Below are 19,502 nucleotides of genomic sequence, written 5' to 3'. Positions count from 1 at the left end.
AGAATACAATGAATTAAAATGAACTCAAATTTAGTTTTTTTACTGGTATGCATTCTTATTATTTCATGCAAAAATGAAAAAGAATCGATAAACGACACATCTTTTCAACCAAAGGCAACCCAGCAATACATCACCGTTTTGGGAGTCGCACAAGATGGAGGATACCCACATATTAATAATACTTCAGAATTTGTTGCGGTCAAAAGTAAGGTGCGAAATAAAGAACTGGTCACTGCCCTGGGAGTAATTGATAAACAAGAGAGTCAAAAGTTTCTTTTTGAGGCTACACCAGATATGCCAGAACAATTAGCCATGTTAGAAGATCAACATATAAAGAGTGATCATATTGTCGATGGAGTTTTTCTTACCCACGCCCATATCGGTCATTATACCGGTTTAATGCATTTTGGAAGAGAGGCAATGGGATCCAAAAACATTCCTGTTTATGCCATGCCCAGAATGAAATCATTTCTAGAAAACAATGGTCCTTGGTCTCAGTTGATAGCTCTCAATAATATTAAAATCCAACCTTTAATAGCAGATAGTACTATTGTCTTAACGAATAACATCAAAGTAACCCCTTTTTTGGTACCACATCGAGATGAATATTCTGAAACCGTTGGATACACGATTATAGGTAATCAGGCTACGGCACTCTTTATTCCCGATATCAACAAATGGTCGCTATGGAAAAAGGACATTGTAGCAGAGGTTAAAAAAGTAGATTATGCCTTTATTGATGCCACTTTTTTTGAAGACGGAGAAATTCCCAGACCGATGTCAGAAGTTCCTCATCCTTTTATTGCAGAAACAGTAAAGCTCTTTGAGTCTGAATCCAAAGAACTAAAGTCAAAGGTTATTTTTATTCACTTCAATCATTCTAACCCAACTCTTCAAAAAGAGTATCCAAAAAGAAAAGCACTAGAAGCGCAAGGATATCAATTTGCGGCTACAGGTGCCATTTTTCCTTTATGAAAAAATGACTGTTTTGTTGTTATATACCAATACCTTGTGTTGGATATGATGTTTGATAGCTCTGGACAATACAATTTTCTCTAGATCTCTTCCTTTCAGAATAAAATCCTGAACGTTGTGTATATGGGAGACTCGTACAATTTCTTGTTCAATAATAGGCCCTTCGTCAAGATCGGAAGTTACATAGTGGCTAGTAGCTCCAATAATTTTTACTCCTCTTTCATACGCAGAATGATAAGGCTTGGCCCCTGGAAACGCAGGTAAAAAAGAATGATGAATATTGATGATTTTATTAGGATACCGATCTACAAAATCTGAAGAGAGTATTTGCATATACCGAGCAAGTACAATAAAGTCAATTTTATGTTCTTTTAAGGTTTTGATTTGTTCGTGTTCTGCTTCTGCTTTGTTTCCTTTGGTCACAGGAATATGTTTGAAAGGAACATTAAAAGCATCGGCAATAGGCTTAAGGTCCGAATGATTGCTAATGATAATTGGAATTTTAACGTGCAATTCGCCAGAGGCGTATCTTCCTAATATATCATATAAGCAATGATCGTATTTAGAGACAAAAAGAGCCATTTTAGGCTTTTTGTCGGTGTCATACATCTCCCAATGCATTTGGTGATGAGTAGCCACATTAGTATTGAAGGATTCTTTAAATCGTGCTAATTTTTTCTCATCGCTGTCAAATTCACACTCCAGACGCATAAAGAATTCTCTAAGCTCGTGGTCCACATGTTGCTCGACATAGATGGTATTCCCTTCCTTCTCTAGTATAAAATTGGTTACCGTGGCAATCAGTCCCTTTTGGTCGGGGCAGTTGATTAATAAAGTGGTCTTTTTCATTAATAAAAGTCTTTTCGGTATATAAACATACCAAGAAAGCCCCGGGTGCACTAATGTTTTGATTGAATAGCACTACTTTTTAACTAATTCAAAATGAATACTTGTTTTTTATGAAAGATTGATAAAAATAAAAGCTGATTTAATTAAAAATCAGCTTTGTAAGAATAAATATGTATTAGATGTTATTTGATTTCGTCAATCGTATTACTGATCAATACCCTCAAATGGTCTTTATGTGCTTTGGTTAGTTTGTCGCCAGAACCATTAGAGATCATTGATCGTATTCTTTTCAAGTTATACAAAGCCATAGATTTTGCAGCATAGGTGTATTTTGCATTTTGTCCAGGATTGGATTTTGATAAAATACGAATCAATCGCTGTGTATACTCTAATTGTAAATTTTGTCTGAATGAGTTGATCGTTCCTCCTGCATCTTTCTGGAAAATAGCATTATTTAAATCTGTCATAAATTCTGATAACTCATAAGTGTTTCCGTAAAGCTCAGAGTCCGTAATTCTTTGCAAAGTATTAGGATGTAAAATATGATCCAGAATTCTTTTTTGATAACCAAGAATCAGATCATGAATTTTAGGATCCTCTGGTCCTCTAAAAAAATTATAACCTCTACGCTGCATGGCAATATAGTTGTATAATTCATTAGGAGTTTGATATGCATTAGGATCAAATACATATTTACCAAGGGCATTCATGGCTCTTTTTTGATCTTCATAGCTTACTGGAGTATATGGTTTAAGATTTGGATCCTGCCCAAACATACTTCGATCGACATACACCCCACCAATAAATCTTGAAATTACATCTCCAGCTCTCCCATACTGTCCTCGTAACAGATAGTAGGCTTGTCTTAGTTCCTGATAGGATTGTCCTTTTTTACTGAACTTAGATTTGATCTTAGTCATCATATCATTTACCAATTCCATTCTGTTGATAGAATAGGTAATCTGATCATTAGACATGTCTCCGGTCATTACACGTGGGTCGATAGCCTTACCTGCAGAACGCATATCATCTGCGTCATTTCCAAAAATTAATTCAGGTCTATTGGATTGATTGGTAATTTGATCTAATTCATTTTGATTATTTACCGGTGTATATCCATATTGAATAGCCCAAACATCATAAGGACCAACAGTAGTAGAAAAATAAGGACCTTGTTTTGATTTATCATTGGTAACATTAATAGCAGTATAGTCCATTACAGAACCAGTTAAACATTTGCCTTCTATAAGTTCGGGATTGGCAAGTTCTTCTGGACTAAACAACTGACTGGCTTTCATATTATGATTAAGTCCTAATGTATGCCCTACTTCATGCATGATCAATTCTTTCATGGCTTCTTTTCTCATGCCTTTCATTTCATTTTCATTGGCATCATAAGCCATTAGTGCTGTTTGACCAAAAAGAGTGTTTTCTTGCATTACATGTCCATAAGAACAACGTACCTGATTATTCTTGTTTAGCGCTAAAGAGGGTAGTGCCTCTTCTTCATCATGGGCAGTAAGATTAAATAAGCGATCATACTTTACGCGATTGGTATGAAAAACATACTCCAGCATAATATCGGCACCTAATAACTCACCAGTTCTTGGATTGGCAAAACTAGGACCGTATCCTCCAAAAGGTGGTCTGGGAGAAGATGTCCAACGTAATACATTATATCGGATATCCCCAGCATCCCAGGTAGCATCATCGGGTTGTGTTTTTACAACAATAGCATTTCTAAACCCTGCTTTTTCAAAGGCTTTGTTCCATTCTAATACAGCTTCCTTAATAGTTTCTCTAAACTCAATAGGAGTCGTGTTTTCAATCCACCACACAATAGGTTTTACAGGCTCAGATATTGCTGCATTAGGATCTTTTTTTACTAAATTCCAACGATGAACAAGATCTCTGTACGGTGTTGGACTGGTAGAAGTCATATCCGTTACCTGGGTAAAGAAGTACCCCACACGTGGATCGTCTAATCGTGGTTGATAATCATTTTCTGGTAGTGCAATTAAGCTGTGTTCTACCTTGATCGTCACATTTCTTCCGTCGGTAACAGCTGCAGACCCTCCATTAAGTACTGAAGGACTGGTATACACATAATGACTCTTTACGTTTGTGTTTTCTGGATAGTTCTTAATCGTCTTGATTTTGGTCTTTTCCTTACTAAGCTGCCCCGTTTTGAAAGCAAAAGGAGACGCTTTGGGACGGTTTGGAGCTTTGATTTGCTCAAAAGTTTCTTTTAAGAAAAGATCATCTGATTTGATCAAATACAAACCGTTTTCATCATCTTCAGCTTCTATTTTTAGACTGGCCATAATGCCTTCACTGATATTGGCTCCAGAAGATTTGGATAGCGCACTATTTTGATCAAAATAGAAGGATGAGTTTTGAGTAACGAATTCTATCTTATTGAAATGTTTTTCAATTTTAAAAATTTTGGATCCTAGATACGCTCCTCTAAATGCTCCTGCATCCAATACTCCGTCAGCAATCTGACTGAAATAAATGAACTCTTTACCAATTTGATCTTTAGTGATAATCATTTGGGTAGAGCCATCAATAGAGTCTCTGTACATGGTAAAAAGACCTTCGAGCTTTTCACTCTTTTTGGTCAATTCTTTGATCGTTTTTTTCTTGTCTTCCTTCTTTTCTGCAGAAGCTTCTGTTTGTCCCTTTTTAGCTCTTTTTTCTTTTTTTGAGCATAACCGTCTTGAATCCCAAAGCTGAAAACAAGTACGATCAACAATAGAACTAAGCTGTTTTTTGATGATGTGATATTCATAATAAAGATGTTTGATACTATAATTGTAGCGGAAGATATCGTTTTATTCGCGTTACCAAAAAACGTTTAACATTCGCGTTAACAAATGGTTGTATCTTAATTATTTATCCGAACTTTGTATTTTACATAAACTATGAATGCTCTAATTGAATTATAAACAGTAAAACGCTTCAAAAGGTTAAGTAAATTATATAATTCTAAAAAAATACTCCTTTTTGGTGCGTATTTCGTAAATTAGCAGCATAAAATTCACTATTTATTGTCGATGGAACAAATTGCACCGTATACACCAAAGAATAAAGTAAGAATCGTAACTGCTGCCTCCCTGTTTGATGGCCATGATGCAGCGATTAATATTATGCGTAGAATTATTCAATCTACAGGTGTTGAAGTAATTCACCTTGGTCATGACAGAAGTGTAGAAGAAGTAGTAAACTGTGCGATCCAGGAAGATGCCAATGCTATTGCGATGACTTCTTACCAGGGAGGACATAATGAGTATTTCAAATACATGTATGATTTGCTTCAGGAAAAGGGAGCAGGGCATATTAAGATTTTTGGAGGAGGAGGAGGAGTGATCCTTCCTGAAGAGATCAAAGATCTTATGGATTATGGGATTACAAGAATTTACTCTCCAGATGATGGACGTGAGTTAGGATTGCAGGGAATGATCAATGATCTAGTACAACAAGCAGATTTTCCGATAGGAAATACGTTAAATGGAGAGGCTAACCATCTTGCAGAAAAAGAAATTGGTGCTATTGCCAGAGTGATTTCTGCAGCAGAGAATTTTCCGGATGTTGCCAAAGATACTTTGGATGAAATCCATCAAAAAAATAAAACATCAACTACTCCAGTACTAGGAATTACAGGAACCGGAGGAGCAGGAAAATCGTCTTTGGTTGATGAGTTAGTTCGTAGATTTTTAATCGACTTTCCTAAAAAGACCATTGGAATTGTATCTGTAGATCCATCCAAAAGAAGAACGGGAGGTGCTTTGTTGGGAGATAGGATTCGTATGAATGCGATTAATTCTCCTCGTGTATATATGAGATCCCTGGCAACACGTCAGTCTAACCTGGCGTTATCAAAATATGTTGCCGAAGCTATAGAGGTATTAAAAGCCGCAGAATTTGATTTGATTATCTTAGAAACTTCAGGGATTGGTCAATCGGATACTGAAATTTTAGACCATAGTGATACATCCTTGTATGTAATGACACCAGAATTTGGTGCTGCTACACAGTTGGAAAAGATAGATATGCTGGATTTTGCAGACCTAGTAGCGATTAATAAATTCGATAAAAGAGGTTCATTAGATGCACTTAGAGATGTGAAAAAGCAGTATATGCGTAATCACAATCTTTGGGATACACCACAAGAAGAATTACCAGTTTACGGGACTATTGCTTCACAATTTAATGATCCGGGAATGAATACGCTTTACAAAGCGATCATGGATAAGTTGGTGGAGAAAACCGGAGCAAGCTTGGTTTCAGAGTTTCATATTTCAAAAGAAATGTCTGAAAAGATATTTGTAATTCCACCGAGTAGAACAAGATATCTATCTGAGATTTCAGAAAATAACAGAGCCTATGATAAAACTGTAGGAACCCAGGTTGAGGTGGCTCAAAAACTATATGGGATTTATAAAACCATTTGTAGTGTTGCGGATGTAAATTTCATTGGACTTTCAAAAAATGGAATCGAAGATGAAGCATTGCGAAGTGTGAAAAATGAAGATAATAAGGCTTTTATCAAGCTGTTATTGGCCGAATTTGACCGTGTTAAACTTAATCTGGATCCTTACAATTGGGAGATCATTATTGGTTGGGCTGGTAAAGTAAAAAAATACAAAGATCCAGTTTACACATTCAAGGTAAGAGATAAAGAAATCAATATAGAAACGCATACCAAGTCGTTATCGCATACACAGATTCCGAAGGTGGCCTTGCCAAAATATGAAGCTTGGGGAGATGTACTAAGATGGTCTTTGCAGGAGAATGTTCCTGGGGAGTTTCCGTATACTTCAGGATTATACCCTTTCAAAAGAACAGGAGAAGATCCTACAAGGATGTTTGCCGGAGAAGGTGGACCAGAGCGTACCAACAGACGTTTCCACTATGTGAGTCTTGGGATGCCTGCAAAACGATTATCAACAGCTTTTGATTCGGTAACTTTATACGGTAATGATCCAGATCATAGACCAGATATCTATGGTAAAATTGGTAATGCTGGAGTATCGATTTGTTGTCTTGATGATGCCAAGAAATTATATTCAGGATTTGATTTGACCCACGCAATGACCTCAGTGAGTATGACTATCAATGGGCCTGCGCCTATGTTGTTAGGATTCTTTATGAATGCTGCTGTAGATCAGAACTGTGAGAAATATATCAAAGAAAACGAGCTAGAAGCCGAGGTTGAAGCCAAGATCAAAAAAATTTATAAAGATAAAGGAATAGCACGTCCTGAGTATCAAGGTGATTTGCCGGAAGGGAATGATGGACTAGGGTTAATGCTTTTGGGTGTTACCGGAGATCAGGTTTTACCGGCAGAGGTATACGAAAAGATAAAAAGTGAAACGTTAAGTACGGTACGCGGTACTGTACAAGCAGATATTCTTAAAGAAGATCAGGCACAAAACACCTGTATTTTCTCTACAGAGTTTGCACTACGATTAATGGGAGATGTGCAAGAGTATTTTATTGATAAACAAGTGCGTAACTTCTATTCGGTATCTATTTCAGGATATCATATTGCTGAGGCTGGAGCAAACCCAATTACGCAGTTGGCACTTACCCTGGCAAATGGATTTACTTATGTAGAATATTACCTGAGCCGAGGAATGGATATCAACAAGTTTGGGCCTAATTTATCCTTCTTTTTCTCTAACGGAATCGATCCAGAATATGCAGTGATCGGTCGTGTAGCAAGAAAAATCTGGGCAAAAGCATTAAAACATAAATATGGAGCCAATGCCAGAGCGCAGATGTTGAAGTATCATATCCAAACCTCTGGGCGTTCATTACACGCTCAGGAAATTGATTTCAATGATATTCGTACTACGTTGCAAGCCCTGTATGCGATTTATGACAACTGTAACTCACTGCATACCAATGCCTATGATGAGGCGATTACAACACCAACCGAAGAGTCGGTACGTAGAGCAATGGCAATTCAATTGATTATCAATAAAGAATTAGGGTTAGCGAAAAATGAAAATCCTATCCAGGGATCATTTATTATTGAAGAGTTGACGGATTTGGTAGAAGAAGCTGTACTAACAGAATTTGATAGAATTACAGAACGTGGTGGAGTGCTAGGTGCTATGGAAACCATGTATCAACGTAGTAAAATTCAAGAAGAGAGCTTGTATTACGAAACTTTGAAGCACACAGGAGAGTTCCCGATCATTGGGGTAAATACATTCTTGAGTTCAAAAGGTTCTCCAACGGTAACTCCGGGAGAGGTTATTCGAGCTACCGAAGAAGAAAAACAATATCAAATAACGACACTTAACAATCTGCACGAAGCCAAAAAAGATCTTGCTACAGATGCTTTGTCAAAAGTTCAGGAGGCGGCCATTAACAATCAAAATATTTTTGAGGTGTTGATGGAAGCAACCAAAGTGTGTTCTCTAGGACAAATCACTGCCGCTTTATTTGAGGTGGGAGGACAGTATAGAAGAAATATGTAAAAGTTCAAAAACAATATTTTTAAACCCCGTTCAATAGAGCGGGGTTTTTCATTTATTGTAGTTTCTTTATCTTTAAAGCAAAAGGATACTTCGTGCTCAATACCATAGAATATACTGTTACAGCAATCGTTTGCCTAATTTCGGCTATAGTAATTCAACGTATTTTTAGCAAAGAAAGACTACGTCAAGCCGATCCCAAAGCAGTAGAAGGGATCAAATGGTTCGGACTGGCGATATTTGTATGGGGATTGGGCGCTTTAGTGAATTTGATTTTGGTGTCAGGACTCAAATGGACTCCTACCAACAAAGTATTGATTTATTTTGGGGTACTGATATCCTTGGCTAACTCCTTATTTATCATCTTGTCTTTACCTTCTATAGAACATCAAAAAAAGCCAGGGATTTTGGTGCGATTGGCGCAGCGTTTTAGCATTAGGGAATTTGTAAGCTTATTTTGTGGTGTTTTGGGAATGATTGCATTTGTTTTTGTAGCCTCATCCTACGGAAACGAAGAGATTAGCAATAATTTTATTTGGTTAATAGATATCCCGATTTCTATTTTGGTCGCCATTTCACTGTTGTTCGAGTTGAACAAAGCTTTTGTTGCTAGACAAATGAAGTTTATGTACCTGCCAACTTTCGTATTGTTCATTCTCATTGTGATTGCGGTTACGCATAGAATTATTCCTCAGGATAAAGCACTGCAATTTATTGATCAGCAATTTTGGAGTGTATTAGGGAGTATTACAGCGATCTCTTTCAAATTCCTATTCATTTTATTGTTTTCCATTCTTTTATATAGTTGGAAATTCCTTTCAGAAAAAGAGCAACAACAAAGTTTGGCGCAGCAGTTAACTGTGGAGAATGAGCAACTTAAAAAAACAATCGAACAATTTGAATTGGCCAACGAGAGTCATTTAGACACCATTAAGAATTTAAAGGTTGAGGTAAAAGATCTCCAACAGACGGCAAAAGTTGAACTTTCTGATCGACAAAAAGAGGTATTGGGATATTTGGCTCATTACGGAAAAGACAAATCGTATACCGAGATTGCTCAAGAAATGCATATCAGTACCGACGGTTTGCAAACCCATATTCATCAGATCAAGAAAATATTGAACATCAGTGGGGCGGGTGGTAAAGAGCAGCTTATAGAATTTGCGAAGACTCATGATTTTCTTCAGTATTTCCAGTCGGGAGAAGGTGCTTAACCATATACTTACGTACAGAGGTTACAAAATTTGAGCAGTGCGTAACCTTTTATGCCAACCATTTTTCTTTGAATTTGGACAAAAATTTAAAGAAGTATGGGAGCATTTATAGCAGAACAAAATCTGGATCAAAAAATTAATGAAGCCTTTGGTAATGCCACAGACTGGTTTGTTGAAGCCATTTTGGCTGAAATTCCATTGACTGAAGATGTGGGCATTCCTTGGGTACTAGTCGTCCTTTTTTCTGGGGCGATGTTTTTCACTATTTATTTTAAAGGAATCAACTTTAGGGATTTTTTTACCGCCATACAAGTAGTAAGGGGAAAGTTTGATCATTTAGAAAATGGTAATACAACTGAAAAAGAAGAAATCACCAAAAACGGAGAAGTAAGTCATTTTCAAGCATTGACCACCGCGGTTTCTGCCACTGTAGGATTAGGGAATATTGCTGGAGTAGCAATAGCATTATCCATAGGCGGACCGGGAGCAACTTTGTGGATGGTTTTGATTGGGATCTTGGGGATGTCCTCAAAGTTTGTAGAATGTACACTTGGTGTAAAGTATAGAGAAATCGATGAGCATGGGAAGGTTTTTGGTGGGCCTATGTATTACCTTAAAAAAGGATTAAGCGAAAAAGGATACCAAAAACTTGGAAAAGTATTGGCTGTGTTGTTTTCGATCATGTGCATTGGTGGATCTTTTGGTGGAGGAAATATGTTTCAAGCCAACCAGGCTTTCAAGCTGTTCGACAAGGTATTGATTCCTGATGGTGCGATGATTCAAGGACAGGGTTGGGTATTTGGAGTAGTGATGGCTATTTTGGTAGCTGTGGTGATTATAGGAGGAATCAAGAAAATAGCCAGTGTTACGGACAAAGTAGTTCCTTTTATGGTGCTAACGTATATCTTATCTGTTTTGGTAGTTTTGGGATTAAATTTTTCGGCTATTCCGGCAGCCTTAGAAAGTATCTGGGATGGTGCCTTTGATCCCCAAGGAGTAATCGGAGGATTCGTGGGTGTACTCATTCAGGGGTTTCGTCGCGGGGCATTTAGTAACGAAGCTGGAATAGGAAGTGCCTCTATAGCACATAGTGCCGTAAAAACAGATTATCCTGCCAGTGAAGGTTTAGTAGCATTGCTGGAGCCATTTATAGATACTGTAGTGGTATGTACAATGACAGCTTTGGTATTGATTATTACAGGGCAGGTAGATACCGGGATGCAGATCAACTCTGAGCAGGGGGTGTTATTAACGGCCTCTGCATTAGAAAGTGGTGTTTCCTGGTTTCCGTATTTGTTAACCATAGCCGTGGTGCTATTTGCCTTCTCTTCGATGATCTCCTGGTCGTATTATGGATACCAATCCTGGAGTTACTTATTTGGTAGGAGTAAACGTATGGAATATATCTACAAATCTATCTTCTGTTGTTTTACGGTGATAGGGGCATCTGCAACTTTAAATGCAGTAACAGATTTTAGCGATGCCATGGTATTTGCGATGATGGTTCCTAATATGGTAGGACTGTTTTTGTTAAAAGATAAAGTAAAACAGGAGTTAAAAAAGTATAAACACAAAATTTTTGAAATGCTCTAGCATTGGTTGCTAGCTAATTTCTTTATCTTTAGACAAACACAAACTCATCATGAAGAAATTACTCACCCTATTGCTAGTTATAACTACATCATCTTTTGCGCAACAATCAGATCAAGTTTTGGCCTTGGTAGGAGGTACATTAATCGATGGTTTTGGGTCTACGCCTATTAAGAACAGTGTAATTATTGTAGAAGGTGATAAAATCAAGGCAGTTGGTACAAAAAAGACACTAGAGATTCCAGCAAATGCTAGAGTGATCTCAACAGAAGGAATGTCTATATTACCTGGTTTATGGGATATGCATGTGCATACCATGATCAATGGGCATGCAGATTATGCCTATTGGGATAAGACCTATCCTCCATTATTAGAAAACGTGATTATGCCGGCTTCTGCAGAGCAATTGCTTATGGCTGGAGTAACTAGTGCTAGGGACTTGGGAGGTCCATTGGCAGAAAGTATATCGGTAAGAGATCGTATCAATAAGGGAGAGATCCCAGGAGCAACTTTGTATGTTTCGGGGCCTTTTATTCAGAAGAAGCCTTATCCGGGTACAGAAGCATTTAGATGGGGAATAAATGGAGTGGAAGATGCCAAAAAGAAAATCAAAAAGCTGGCAGATGCTGGGGTAGATTGTATAAAATTGATCGATCAGGATCAAATGAGTAAAGAAGAGGTGCAAGCAGTTGTAGATACCGCTCATAAGTATAATTTGAAAGTAGTGGCCCACGGGCACAGACCACAGGAAATCCGAACAGGTTTGGCTGCAGGAGCTGATTGTTTTGAGCACACGGGCTTATCATCAGCGCCTCGATATCCTGATGATGTCATGGAAGCTATAAGAGAGCGTACTGCACAAATGAATTTAGGACCATTGTATTGGTGCCCCACTGTAGAAGGGTTATACAATTATGAGTATGTTCGGGATCATGGAGAGCATTTGGATAACGATTCCTGGCATAGAGGATTACACGATACCATTGTTGCCGATATAAAGAATAGTTTTAAACATAAAGATCGATTACCATATTTTCAGCTAACACCGATACGGAAACCTACATTAGAAACCAAAATAAAACAGTTGATGGATGCTGGTGTGGTATTAATGATAGGTACGGATAGTGGGATACCCATGAAATTTCATAGTCAATCCACTTGGAATGAGTTGGATGTTTGGGTAAATGAATTTGGTATTGATCCGATGTACGCCATACGAGCCGCAACCTATTGGCCGTCATTATGGATGGGAGTAGCAGATAAAGTAGGAACCGTTACTGAAGGGAAATTAGCAGATATTATTGCTGTAAAAGGTGATGTGCTTCGACATATCAGTGTATTGCAAGATGTAGATATTGTGATTAAGAATGGAAAGCAATACAAGTAATCTGGAAAAGGAGTTCTTAAAGTGACATTACCCAACTTCGTTGTAGTTTTCTAAATTTTCTTAGTTCTTTACGAAGTAGAATGACAAATTCTTTTCCATTGCTCTCAGACTGTTCAAGGCGTTCGCAATTTCTATATAATTTGTTGGTAATTCGGATCAAAGAATTTGCATGACGAATTCTATCATCCTGAAACGTTTGATTCTCTGCATTAATAATGTGAGGAGCGAGCGCATCAGACTGCCTTACAATGTCTCCGGTAAAATAAACATGAGGGTTTTCGTCACCATTATGTTGTAGTGGAGCTAAATCTTCTACAAGGTAATTCGAAACACTTCTGGAGAGTGTAAAAATCTCCCGTGCTTTTTGATACAGTCTTTTATTTTTGGGTTGTAAATTCATAGCAATTTCTACATCAAAAATACTGCATTTTTTAAGATTTTTTCTTTAGAAATTAAGGTGATTAATTATATTTACCTTATAATTTAAATATTAATTGCTTTTCTGGGTTAAAATGAAAATCGACACTATAAATTGGGAAATATTACATTGTCTTCAAGAAAATGGACGACTCTCTAATGCAGAGATAGGAAGGAAAATTGGACTAAGTTCGCCGGCAGTAGCAGAGCGCATCAAGAAAATGGAAGATTACGGTATTTTGCAGGGGTTTAGAGCAGATGTTTCTTACACAAAAACAGGATACCAACTCAAAGCAATGATCACATTGAAAGCATTTATGGGTAGATTAAAACCTTTTATGCTTAAAGTACCTGAATTTAAAGAAGTATTGAATTGTTATCGTATAACAGGTAATGAGAATATTATTATGGAGGTAGTTTTGAGAGATCAACTACATCTCCAGGAGTTTATCGACCGGTTGATTACTTATGGAGAAGCAAAAACGCATATCATTCTTTCTAATTTGGTAGAAAACAGTCCAATTATGGATCATGGTGGAGAAGCAATTTAGGAAGACTTTGGCATAAGATTTGTAATAATTAAGACATATAGGGATAGTCTTAATCTTGTGTGAGGACATTAGTTTGGGAAGCTAAAGAGAGTACAAGGGGAAGATGAAAAACACCTGAATTTGTTCAGGTGTTTTTTTTATAGTAATTTTTGACTTTGGTGGCATCTTTTTTGTGGTGTTATCACAGTAAAAAAAGCTATAGTGCGAGCATCTTTAATTAAAAACAACATTCTACTTGTTATTTTGTTTGCGTCCTTCTTTGGGTATGCGCAAAGTCAATTGGTATTAACCAAGGGTAGAGTTACCGATTCACTAGTGGTACCTGATACAAAAAATACATTTAGTATCTATCTACCTAGGACATATGATAAAAATAAAAGTTGGCCGATTATTTTTGGTTTTGATTCTTCAAACAGAACCAGCAATATTGCTAGATTTTATCAAGCGGCTGCAGAAGAATTAGGATATATTATTGCGGTTACCAATTTTACCGAAGAGCAATCGGCCAGAGAGAGGGCAAACTATGTAGCCGTTTTTATGAAGCATATTTTTTCTTTGTTTCCCATTCAGATAGGAAGGGTTTATGTAACAGGGGTAGGTGATGATGCCAAATTTGCAAGTTTACTCCCTTTGGGATATCCGGATAAAATTTTTGGAGTAATCGCTATTGGCGATAGTTATTTTTATGATTCAAGAATTAACTTAAATAAAAACTTTACGCATTTTGGGATACTCAATACACATAACTACCGATTTAAAAACTTTCAGGCCAATAAGAGCTTTTTAAAGAGAAGAGCAGTTCCTGCAGATCTATTTGTTTATGAAGGGGGAGGAGAATTTCCTACTCAAGAGCTTATAAAGAATGTGTTGACTGCTTTAACCAGACAAGCCATGCTCAAAGGAAGAGTAGCAAAAGATTCTATTTGGATTCAAAATAGTTTTAAGGAAAGCTTGCAAGAGGTTGATGGTTATGTGTCAAAACGGAAGTTCTTAAAAGCGTATGAAGAGCTAAAAAGAATTCGTATTGATTACAATCAATTTTTTGATACAGACTATTTGAAAGAAAAACAGAAGGAGATTAAAAAGTTAAATGGTTTTAGGAAAGAAAAGCGATTGCGATCAAAATATGCCATCAAAGAAAATTATTTGAGAGAATCTTATTTGTTCTCTGCCGAAGAAGACATTGCCTTGCTAAACTATAGTAATTTTGGCTGGTGGCAATATGAAATGTCTAAGTTGGATACCTTGATTGCCAAGAAAGAAAAATATAGCCATGATATGGCAATTCGAGTAAAAGGGTATGTGAATGCGATTATAAATAATTACAAAATCACTGCAATAAAAGAAAACGTGAATCTGGAAGCGCAATTGTTTTTGAACATTTTTAGCACCATCGTCAATAAAGAGGATTTTGATTCCTATAAAAAGATCATTTCTTTAAGTGCCAGAGACCTGGATAATGAGACAGCTTTGTTTTATCTGGAGAAGATGTTGCAGAACGGTTATAAAGACTTCGATGCCTTGTATGAAATAGAAGGAACCTTAGCTTTAAAGATCACTAAAAAATACAATGAGTTGATCAAAAAATACCTCGGAAATTCTAAATACTTCTTTTCAAAATAAACTGAAATCATAAAGTTTTGTGTATTTCGTCGAATTTTTGTGTTTTTTATCGGTGAAAATTTTGGTTTTACAATTATTTTACATTAAATTTACTTCAACTTAAAAATACTTGATGTGTCGCCTTCAACTAACATTTTAAGCTGAGTGACGATTCGGATTTAAAATATTAGTTTGGAATACATCAGGGACAAATTAGGTGTGAGGACATTAGTCTAAAGACCCCAAATCTTGAAGCTAAAGAGAGTACGTAATTTGACCCTACAAATAGAAGTGTCTACCTAGTGTAGGCACTCTTTGTTTTTGGCTATTTGATTACAATATGGGGTACTTCTTCGAGTTTCCAATCGATTACTAAACCACCCGCCAAGGATCTTGCAATATCAGGACCATAGAGGTATTCGCACAAATACAAAGCAGCTTCAAAACTTTTTGCTCCTCCTGCGGAAGTAATGTATTTTCCATCATGAACAAATAGTACATCTTTTCTTATGTCCAGATCAGGGAACATACTTTTCATTTTGTCGATATCACTTGGGAAAGTCGTAGAGACAGCATTGTTCAAAAGCCCTGCCTTGGCCAGTACAAAAGCACCGTCGCAGTGCGAAGTCATGTACAAAGCATTTTGGTCTACCTTCTGTACAAAACGGATCATTTGCTCATCATCCAGATCAGTATCCAGATGGTGTTCTGCACTAGGGACAACAAGAATATCAATTTTGGGCAATTCATCTTGAAGATAATTATAATCAGGAATAATTTTCACTCCTTCAAAAGTGGTGATGGGATGATCTGTATTTGCTACAGTAAAAACATTCATTTGCTTAATGTTTTTGCGATATTGGGTATGCTGAAAAATATCGTAAGGAGCCGTAAACTCCGTATTGTATGTGCCATCCATGATCAAAAAAGCTACGTTATACCGATTGTCTTCTAATTTCGGGAAAGTCTTTTTTTGCTCTGGTTTTTTTCCTCTTTTACAGCTGTAGTACTATTTTGTTGATCGTTGTTGGTACAGCTTGATATGCAAATGGCTGCTATATAGATGAGAATTGAAAGTTTTTTCATAAGTATATTTTTGAGTCTATTTGTTAAGGGTAAGCCCACGTTTTACCATAAAAAGTAAAAAGGTACCAATACCTGCCATAACAGCCATAAATATCCAGCCGTTATCATAGCCAAAATTAGCAATAAATTGCATTCCAGAATTATGCCCAAAGATATGTGCTACCGAGAAAGACATGCTATACAATCCCATGTATGCTCCTTGTCGTCCTTTTTTTGATCGTTCTAGGGCAAAGGCGTTTCCAAATGGAAATGCTACCATTTCGCCTAGAGTGGCAGCAATCATACCTATGATCAAAATACCTGCCCAAGGCGTTATGAGTAGCAAGATAAAGCTAATACCGGTTAATATAAAACCATTGATAACGTTACCCACTTTTGAAACATTTGTTCTCTCTAAATAAGCAATAAGTGGCATTTCGAAGAAAAAGATAAGCGCTCCGTTCATTGCCAGTAACAAACCGATGTTTTCTTCAGACAGTTGATGCACTTCTTTATAATAAAGCGGAATGGTCGAGAAATATTGCACAAAAATAAACCCAAAAAGAGCCAAAGCTATTAGGAATACGACATATAACCCATCTTTGTGTGCTGGAACTGGATTTTTTACAGGGATTTCCTTATCCAATTCTCTTGCTTTTCTTGGGTTAAGTGTCTGGATCATAACAATACCAGCGATCAAACAAGTAACTCCATCTACCCAAAATAATCCAGAGTATCCCATGGTAGCAATGATTAAACCACCTATTGCCGGACCAGCAGAAAAACCTAAATTAATGGCAAGCCTAATAAATGTTAAGGACCTCGTTTTGTTTTCTGGTTTGCTATACGCACTTAAAGCTACAAAAAATGCAGGTCGAGCTGCGTCTGCAATCGCGATAAGAACAAAGAAACTAACACAAATACTCCAAAAACTAGAAAAGAATTGAACTACAAAAAAAGCAATCCCCGTAAGTAATAAAGAGCCAAGTATTACCTTATAGTACCCTAAGATATCACTGAGTTTACCTCCTAACCAAGCACCAAAAAAAGATCCCAATCCATAGCTGGTCATTACCCAGCCGATTTGTTCTTTAGTGAAATCAAGGTTGTCGGATAGATAAAGGGATAAAAATGGAATAACCATTGCCCCAGCTCTATTGATCAATGTGATCAGTGCGAGCCACCATACCTCCCTGGATAAGCCCGAAAACGAATCCTTATAACGTTGTAAAATTTTCTTCAAGGAAAGGGTGATTTTTTGGTTGTTTCATCAAAATAATCGATAAAAATAGTTTTTTATCTAGTTTCTTAAACAATTTTATCAAAATTAATTAGTTAACTCATTGTAAATTGTACTTTTGCAAAAAAGTAAGGAGTAGTGTATAAACTGGTGATCATCGCGTTCTTTTGTTTTGTCAATGTTTTTGGGCAAGAAGTATCGAACGTACAGCGAATTTTATCGTTCCAGGATGAATTAAACCACGAGTTTGCGGCTGAGGAAACTTCTCCATTATCTCCCAAGGATTTAAAAGCATTCAAAACCCTCGAATTTTTTAAGATTGATACTAGTTTTTGTTTTAAAGCGAAATTTGTAAGAACACCATATGAGACTCCCTTTATCATGAAGACCACAACAGGGAGAGAACCGCTCTATGTAAAATATGCAGAAGCTCATTTCGAGTTTCAGGATAAGAAATACACCGTTAATATTTATCAAAACCAGGGACTAACTACAGAACCGGAGTATGAGGATTACTTGTTTTTACCTTTTACTGATTTGACTAATGGTGAAACGACTTATGCAGGTGGGCGTTTTATAGATTTAAGAATTCCTGAGGGAGATGAGATTATCATAGATTTTAACACTGCGTACAATCCGTATTGTGCCTATAATGATCGATATTCTTGTCCTATTCCTCCAGAAGAAAATCACTTGAATCTATTGATACCGGTCGGAGTCAAAAAGTATAAAAACTTACCTACAACTCACTAAAAAAGCGTCCTGAATATTCAGAACGCCTTGATTTAAACAAACAATATATTTACAGATATTATTAGAATTTGTAAATAGCTCCTAGTACGAAAGACGAAAGACTTTTGGTTAATTCTCCATCATTATCGGTAAAGAAATCCTCAGAGGTAGAATCTAATCTAAGTTCTGGTTTCAACGTTAAGTCACCAATGTCGTAACTACCAGTAAGTGTAGCAGCAATAACATCACCATCTCCCTCGGCATCAAGTCCGATAACATCAACTAATCCTCCATTATATACAGAGAAATATTCTCCTCTTAATCCTAAAGTAAATTTTTCTGAAGTTTTGTATTGTGGATATAGTGCAACTCCGTAGAAACCTGAAGCGTCTCCATCTTCTTGTGGTTCTGTAGATAAGTAAGTAGCATTAACTCCTAGATAAAAGTCTTCAGATACATCCCATCCTGTGGTTAAATCTGCCTGGAATGTAGGTCCAACTTCTCCCGGTTCTCCTTCGTTACCATATCTGAAGTTTAAGTATGCACTACCGGTATCGCCAGAGTATCCCACTTGCGCTCCAACTATATAGGTGTCAAATGGATTGTTTTCAGTATAATCTGTTGGGTTCATAACAGCTAACATAGCAGACCATTTTTCACTTAAGGCGAAGTCTGCTTTAAGTCCAGTGTGAGAAAAAGGTCCGTAAGAGAACATATATGATGTAGAATAATTGAAATTTCCTGTTGGAGAAATTACCTCATATCCTAAGAAGGTGTTGAAGTTTCCAAAAGTAAGGGTTACTTTTTCGGATACATTCCAGTACGCATACAATTGGTTTACAATTTGAGAAGAACCATCAGACAAGAATACAGCGTCTTCTCCTCTTGGGCCAAATACTAAATCTGCAACGAACCCTACTTTTTCTCCTTCATATCCTAGGATCACATTAGCCATACCTAGAGCAAATCCACTCTGATTAGCAAATGATGAAGTAGGAGCGACTGAATTGTCATTTGGTGCGCCAAAATTATATCTGTAGTAGCCGTCAATAGACCCCGATAGGCTTACTTTTGATAATAATTTTTCTACCGCCGATTCGGTTTCTTCTTCTTGGGCAGTAGCATTAACACTTAATAACGCAAAAGTCAGTAAGAATACTGGTTTCAAAAAATTTGTTACGGTTTTTGTTTTCATAATAAACATTAATTACTGTGATAATTTGTTTTTAATTGGTGCTGTAAAACTATGTTAAAAGAATTTTACCCCAATAAAAAAGTGGGTATAACTACGTATTTTTACGTATTTTTAATTTTATACCCTAAAAAAATTAAGGTTTATTGTTAAAATGGATAAATTTTGAGAATTTAAAAGTACGGTTTAGCATGTTTTTC

Annotated in this window: 14 protein-coding genes; 8 read left to right on the top strand and 6 right to left on the bottom strand. The window is 36.7% G+C overall.

What is annotated here, in order from left to right; translation table 11 throughout:
* Window positions 1–18: 18 nt before the first annotated feature.
* Entirely contained in the window at window positions 19–975 is a 957-nt protein-coding gene (locus AC0L3Q_RS17870) for an MBL fold metallo-hydrolase (protein WP_473281585.1), read from the top strand.
* Here AC0L3Q_RS17870 and purU read toward each other — a convergent pair.
* Together purU and AC0L3Q_RS17860 are read right to left on the bottom strand one after the other, a co-directional pair.
* Entirely contained in the window at window positions 970–1,824 is an 855-nt protein-coding gene (gene purU, locus AC0L3Q_RS17865) for a formyltetrahydrofolate deformylase (protein ID WP_473281583.1), read from the bottom strand. The genes AC0L3Q_RS17870 and purU overlap by 6 nt on opposite strands.
* 182 nt (window positions 1,825–2,006) lie before the next feature.
* Window positions 2,007–4,448 (bottom strand): zinc-dependent metalloprotease, encoded by a 2,442-nt coding sequence (locus AC0L3Q_RS17860; RefSeq protein WP_473281581.1) that lies wholly within the window; start codon window positions 4,446–4,448, stop codon window positions 2,007–2,009.
* A 432-nt stretch (window positions 4,449–4,880) separates the two neighbouring features.
* Between AC0L3Q_RS17860 and AC0L3Q_RS17855 the strand changes: the two genes are divergently transcribed.
* From AC0L3Q_RS17855 to AC0L3Q_RS17840, 4 genes are all read left to right on the top strand, one after another.
* A complete protein-coding gene (locus tag AC0L3Q_RS17855) occupies window positions 4,881–8,315 on the top strand; it encodes a methylmalonyl-CoA mutase family protein (RefSeq protein ID WP_473281579.1) in 3,435 nt (1,144 codons plus the stop codon).
* A 92-nt stretch (window positions 8,316–8,407) separates the two neighbouring features.
* On the top strand, window positions 8,408–9,526 hold the full coding sequence (locus tag AC0L3Q_RS17850) for a LuxR C-terminal-related transcriptional regulator (RefSeq protein ID WP_473281577.1): 1,119 nt from the start codon (window positions 8,408–8,410) through the stop codon (window positions 9,524–9,526).
* 96 nt (window positions 9,527–9,622) lie between these two features.
* On the top strand, window positions 9,623–11,119 hold the full coding sequence (locus tag AC0L3Q_RS17845) for an alanine/glycine:cation symporter family protein (protein ID WP_473281575.1): 1,497 nt from the start codon (window positions 9,623–9,625) through the stop codon (window positions 11,117–11,119).
* 49 nt (window positions 11,120–11,168) lie between these two features.
* Window positions 11,169–12,503, top strand: coding sequence for an amidohydrolase family protein (locus AC0L3Q_RS17840; RefSeq protein WP_473281573.1), 1,335 nt, complete (start codon window positions 11,169–11,171; stop codon window positions 12,501–12,503).
* 16 nt (window positions 12,504–12,519) lie between these two features.
* Here the strand turns inward: AC0L3Q_RS17840 and AC0L3Q_RS17835 are convergent, their stop codons facing one another.
* Window positions 12,520–12,903 (bottom strand): hypothetical protein, encoded by a 384-nt coding sequence (locus AC0L3Q_RS17835; protein ID WP_473281571.1) that lies wholly within the window; start codon window positions 12,901–12,903, stop codon window positions 12,520–12,522.
* Between the two features lie 112 nt (window positions 12,904–13,015).
* On the opposite strand from AC0L3Q_RS17835, the gene AC0L3Q_RS17830 reads away from it, so the two are divergent.
* Together AC0L3Q_RS17830 and AC0L3Q_RS17825 are read left to right on the top strand one after the other, a co-directional pair.
* Window positions 13,016–13,471 carry an Lrp/AsnC family transcriptional regulator gene (locus AC0L3Q_RS17830; protein ID WP_473281569.1) on the top strand — a complete coding sequence of 152 codons (456 nt, stop codon included), beginning with the start codon at window positions 13,016–13,018 and terminating at the stop codon, window positions 13,469–13,471.
* 201 nt (window positions 13,472–13,672) lie between these two features.
* On the top strand, window positions 13,673–15,094 hold the full coding sequence (locus tag AC0L3Q_RS17825) for a hypothetical protein (RefSeq protein WP_473281567.1): 1,422 nt from the start codon (window positions 13,673–13,675) through the stop codon (window positions 15,092–15,094).
* Window positions 15,095–15,398: 304 nt separating this feature from the next.
* Here AC0L3Q_RS17825 and AC0L3Q_RS17820 read toward each other — a convergent pair whose 3' ends face one another.
* Both AC0L3Q_RS17820 and AC0L3Q_RS17815 read right to left on the bottom strand, forming a co-directional pair.
* Complete coding sequence (locus tag AC0L3Q_RS17820) at window positions 15,399–15,992, bottom strand: DJ-1/PfpI family protein (RefSeq protein ID WP_473281565.1); 594 nt, start codon at window positions 15,990–15,992, stop codon at window positions 15,399–15,401.
* Between the two features lie 183 nt (window positions 15,993–16,175).
* On the bottom strand, window positions 16,176–17,381 hold the full coding sequence (locus AC0L3Q_RS17815; RefSeq protein ID WP_473281563.1) for an MFS transporter: 1,206 nt from the start codon (window positions 17,379–17,381) through the stop codon (window positions 16,176–16,178).
* A 135-nt stretch (window positions 17,382–17,516) separates the two neighbouring features.
* Here AC0L3Q_RS17815 and AC0L3Q_RS17810 point away from each other — a divergent pair, with 135 nt between their 5' ends.
* Window positions 17,517–18,131: a DUF1684 domain-containing protein gene (locus tag AC0L3Q_RS17810; RefSeq protein ID WP_473281561.1), complete on the top strand. Its 615-nt coding sequence runs from the start codon at window positions 17,517–17,519 to the stop codon at window positions 18,129–18,131.
* 61 nt (window positions 18,132–18,192) lie between these two features.
* On the opposite strand, the gene AC0L3Q_RS17805 is transcribed toward AC0L3Q_RS17810, so the two are convergent.
* A complete protein-coding gene (locus AC0L3Q_RS17805) occupies window positions 18,193–19,305 on the bottom strand; it encodes a porin (RefSeq protein ID WP_473281559.1) in 1,113 nt (370 codons plus the stop codon).
* Between the last annotated feature and the right edge of the window lie 197 nt (window positions 19,306–19,502).

The organism is Aquimarina sp. KJ22-3, from assembly GCF_055808215.1.
Note: the sequence above shows the minus strand (reverse complement) of the source record. Positions and strands in the feature narration are given on the sequence as shown.

Bases quoted from the DNA above. Each gene is read 5' to 3' on its own strand.
- AC0L3Q_RS17870 (WP_473281585.1), top strand. From the start codon at position 19: ATGAACTCAAATTTAGTTTTTTTACTGGTATGCATTCTTATTATTTCA.
- purU (WP_473281583.1), bottom strand. From the start codon at position 1,824: ATGAAAAAGACCACTTTATTAATCAACTGCCCCGACCAAAAGGGACTG.
- AC0L3Q_RS17855 (WP_473281579.1), top strand. From the start codon at position 4,881: ATGGAACAAATTGCACCGTATACACCAAAGAATAAAGTAAGAATCGTA.
- AC0L3Q_RS17845 (WP_473281575.1), top strand. From the start codon at position 9,623: ATGGGAGCATTTATAGCAGAACAAAATCTGGATCAAAAAATTAATGAA.
- AC0L3Q_RS17840 (WP_473281573.1), top strand. From the start codon at position 11,169: ATGAAGAAATTACTCACCCTATTGCTAGTTATAACTACATCATCTTTT.
- AC0L3Q_RS17835 (WP_473281571.1), bottom strand. From the start codon at position 12,903: ATGAATTTACAACCCAAAAATAAAAGACTGTATCAAAAAGCACGGGAG.
- AC0L3Q_RS17830 (WP_473281569.1), top strand. From the start codon at position 13,016: ATGAAAATCGACACTATAAATTGGGAAATATTACATTGTCTTCAAGAA.
- AC0L3Q_RS17820 (WP_473281565.1), bottom strand. From the start codon at position 15,992: ATGGATGGCACATACAATACGGAGTTTACGGCTCCTTACGATATTTTT.
- AC0L3Q_RS17805 (WP_473281559.1), bottom strand. From the start codon at position 19,305: ATGAAAACAAAAACCGTAACAAATTTTTTGAAACCAGTATTCTTACTG.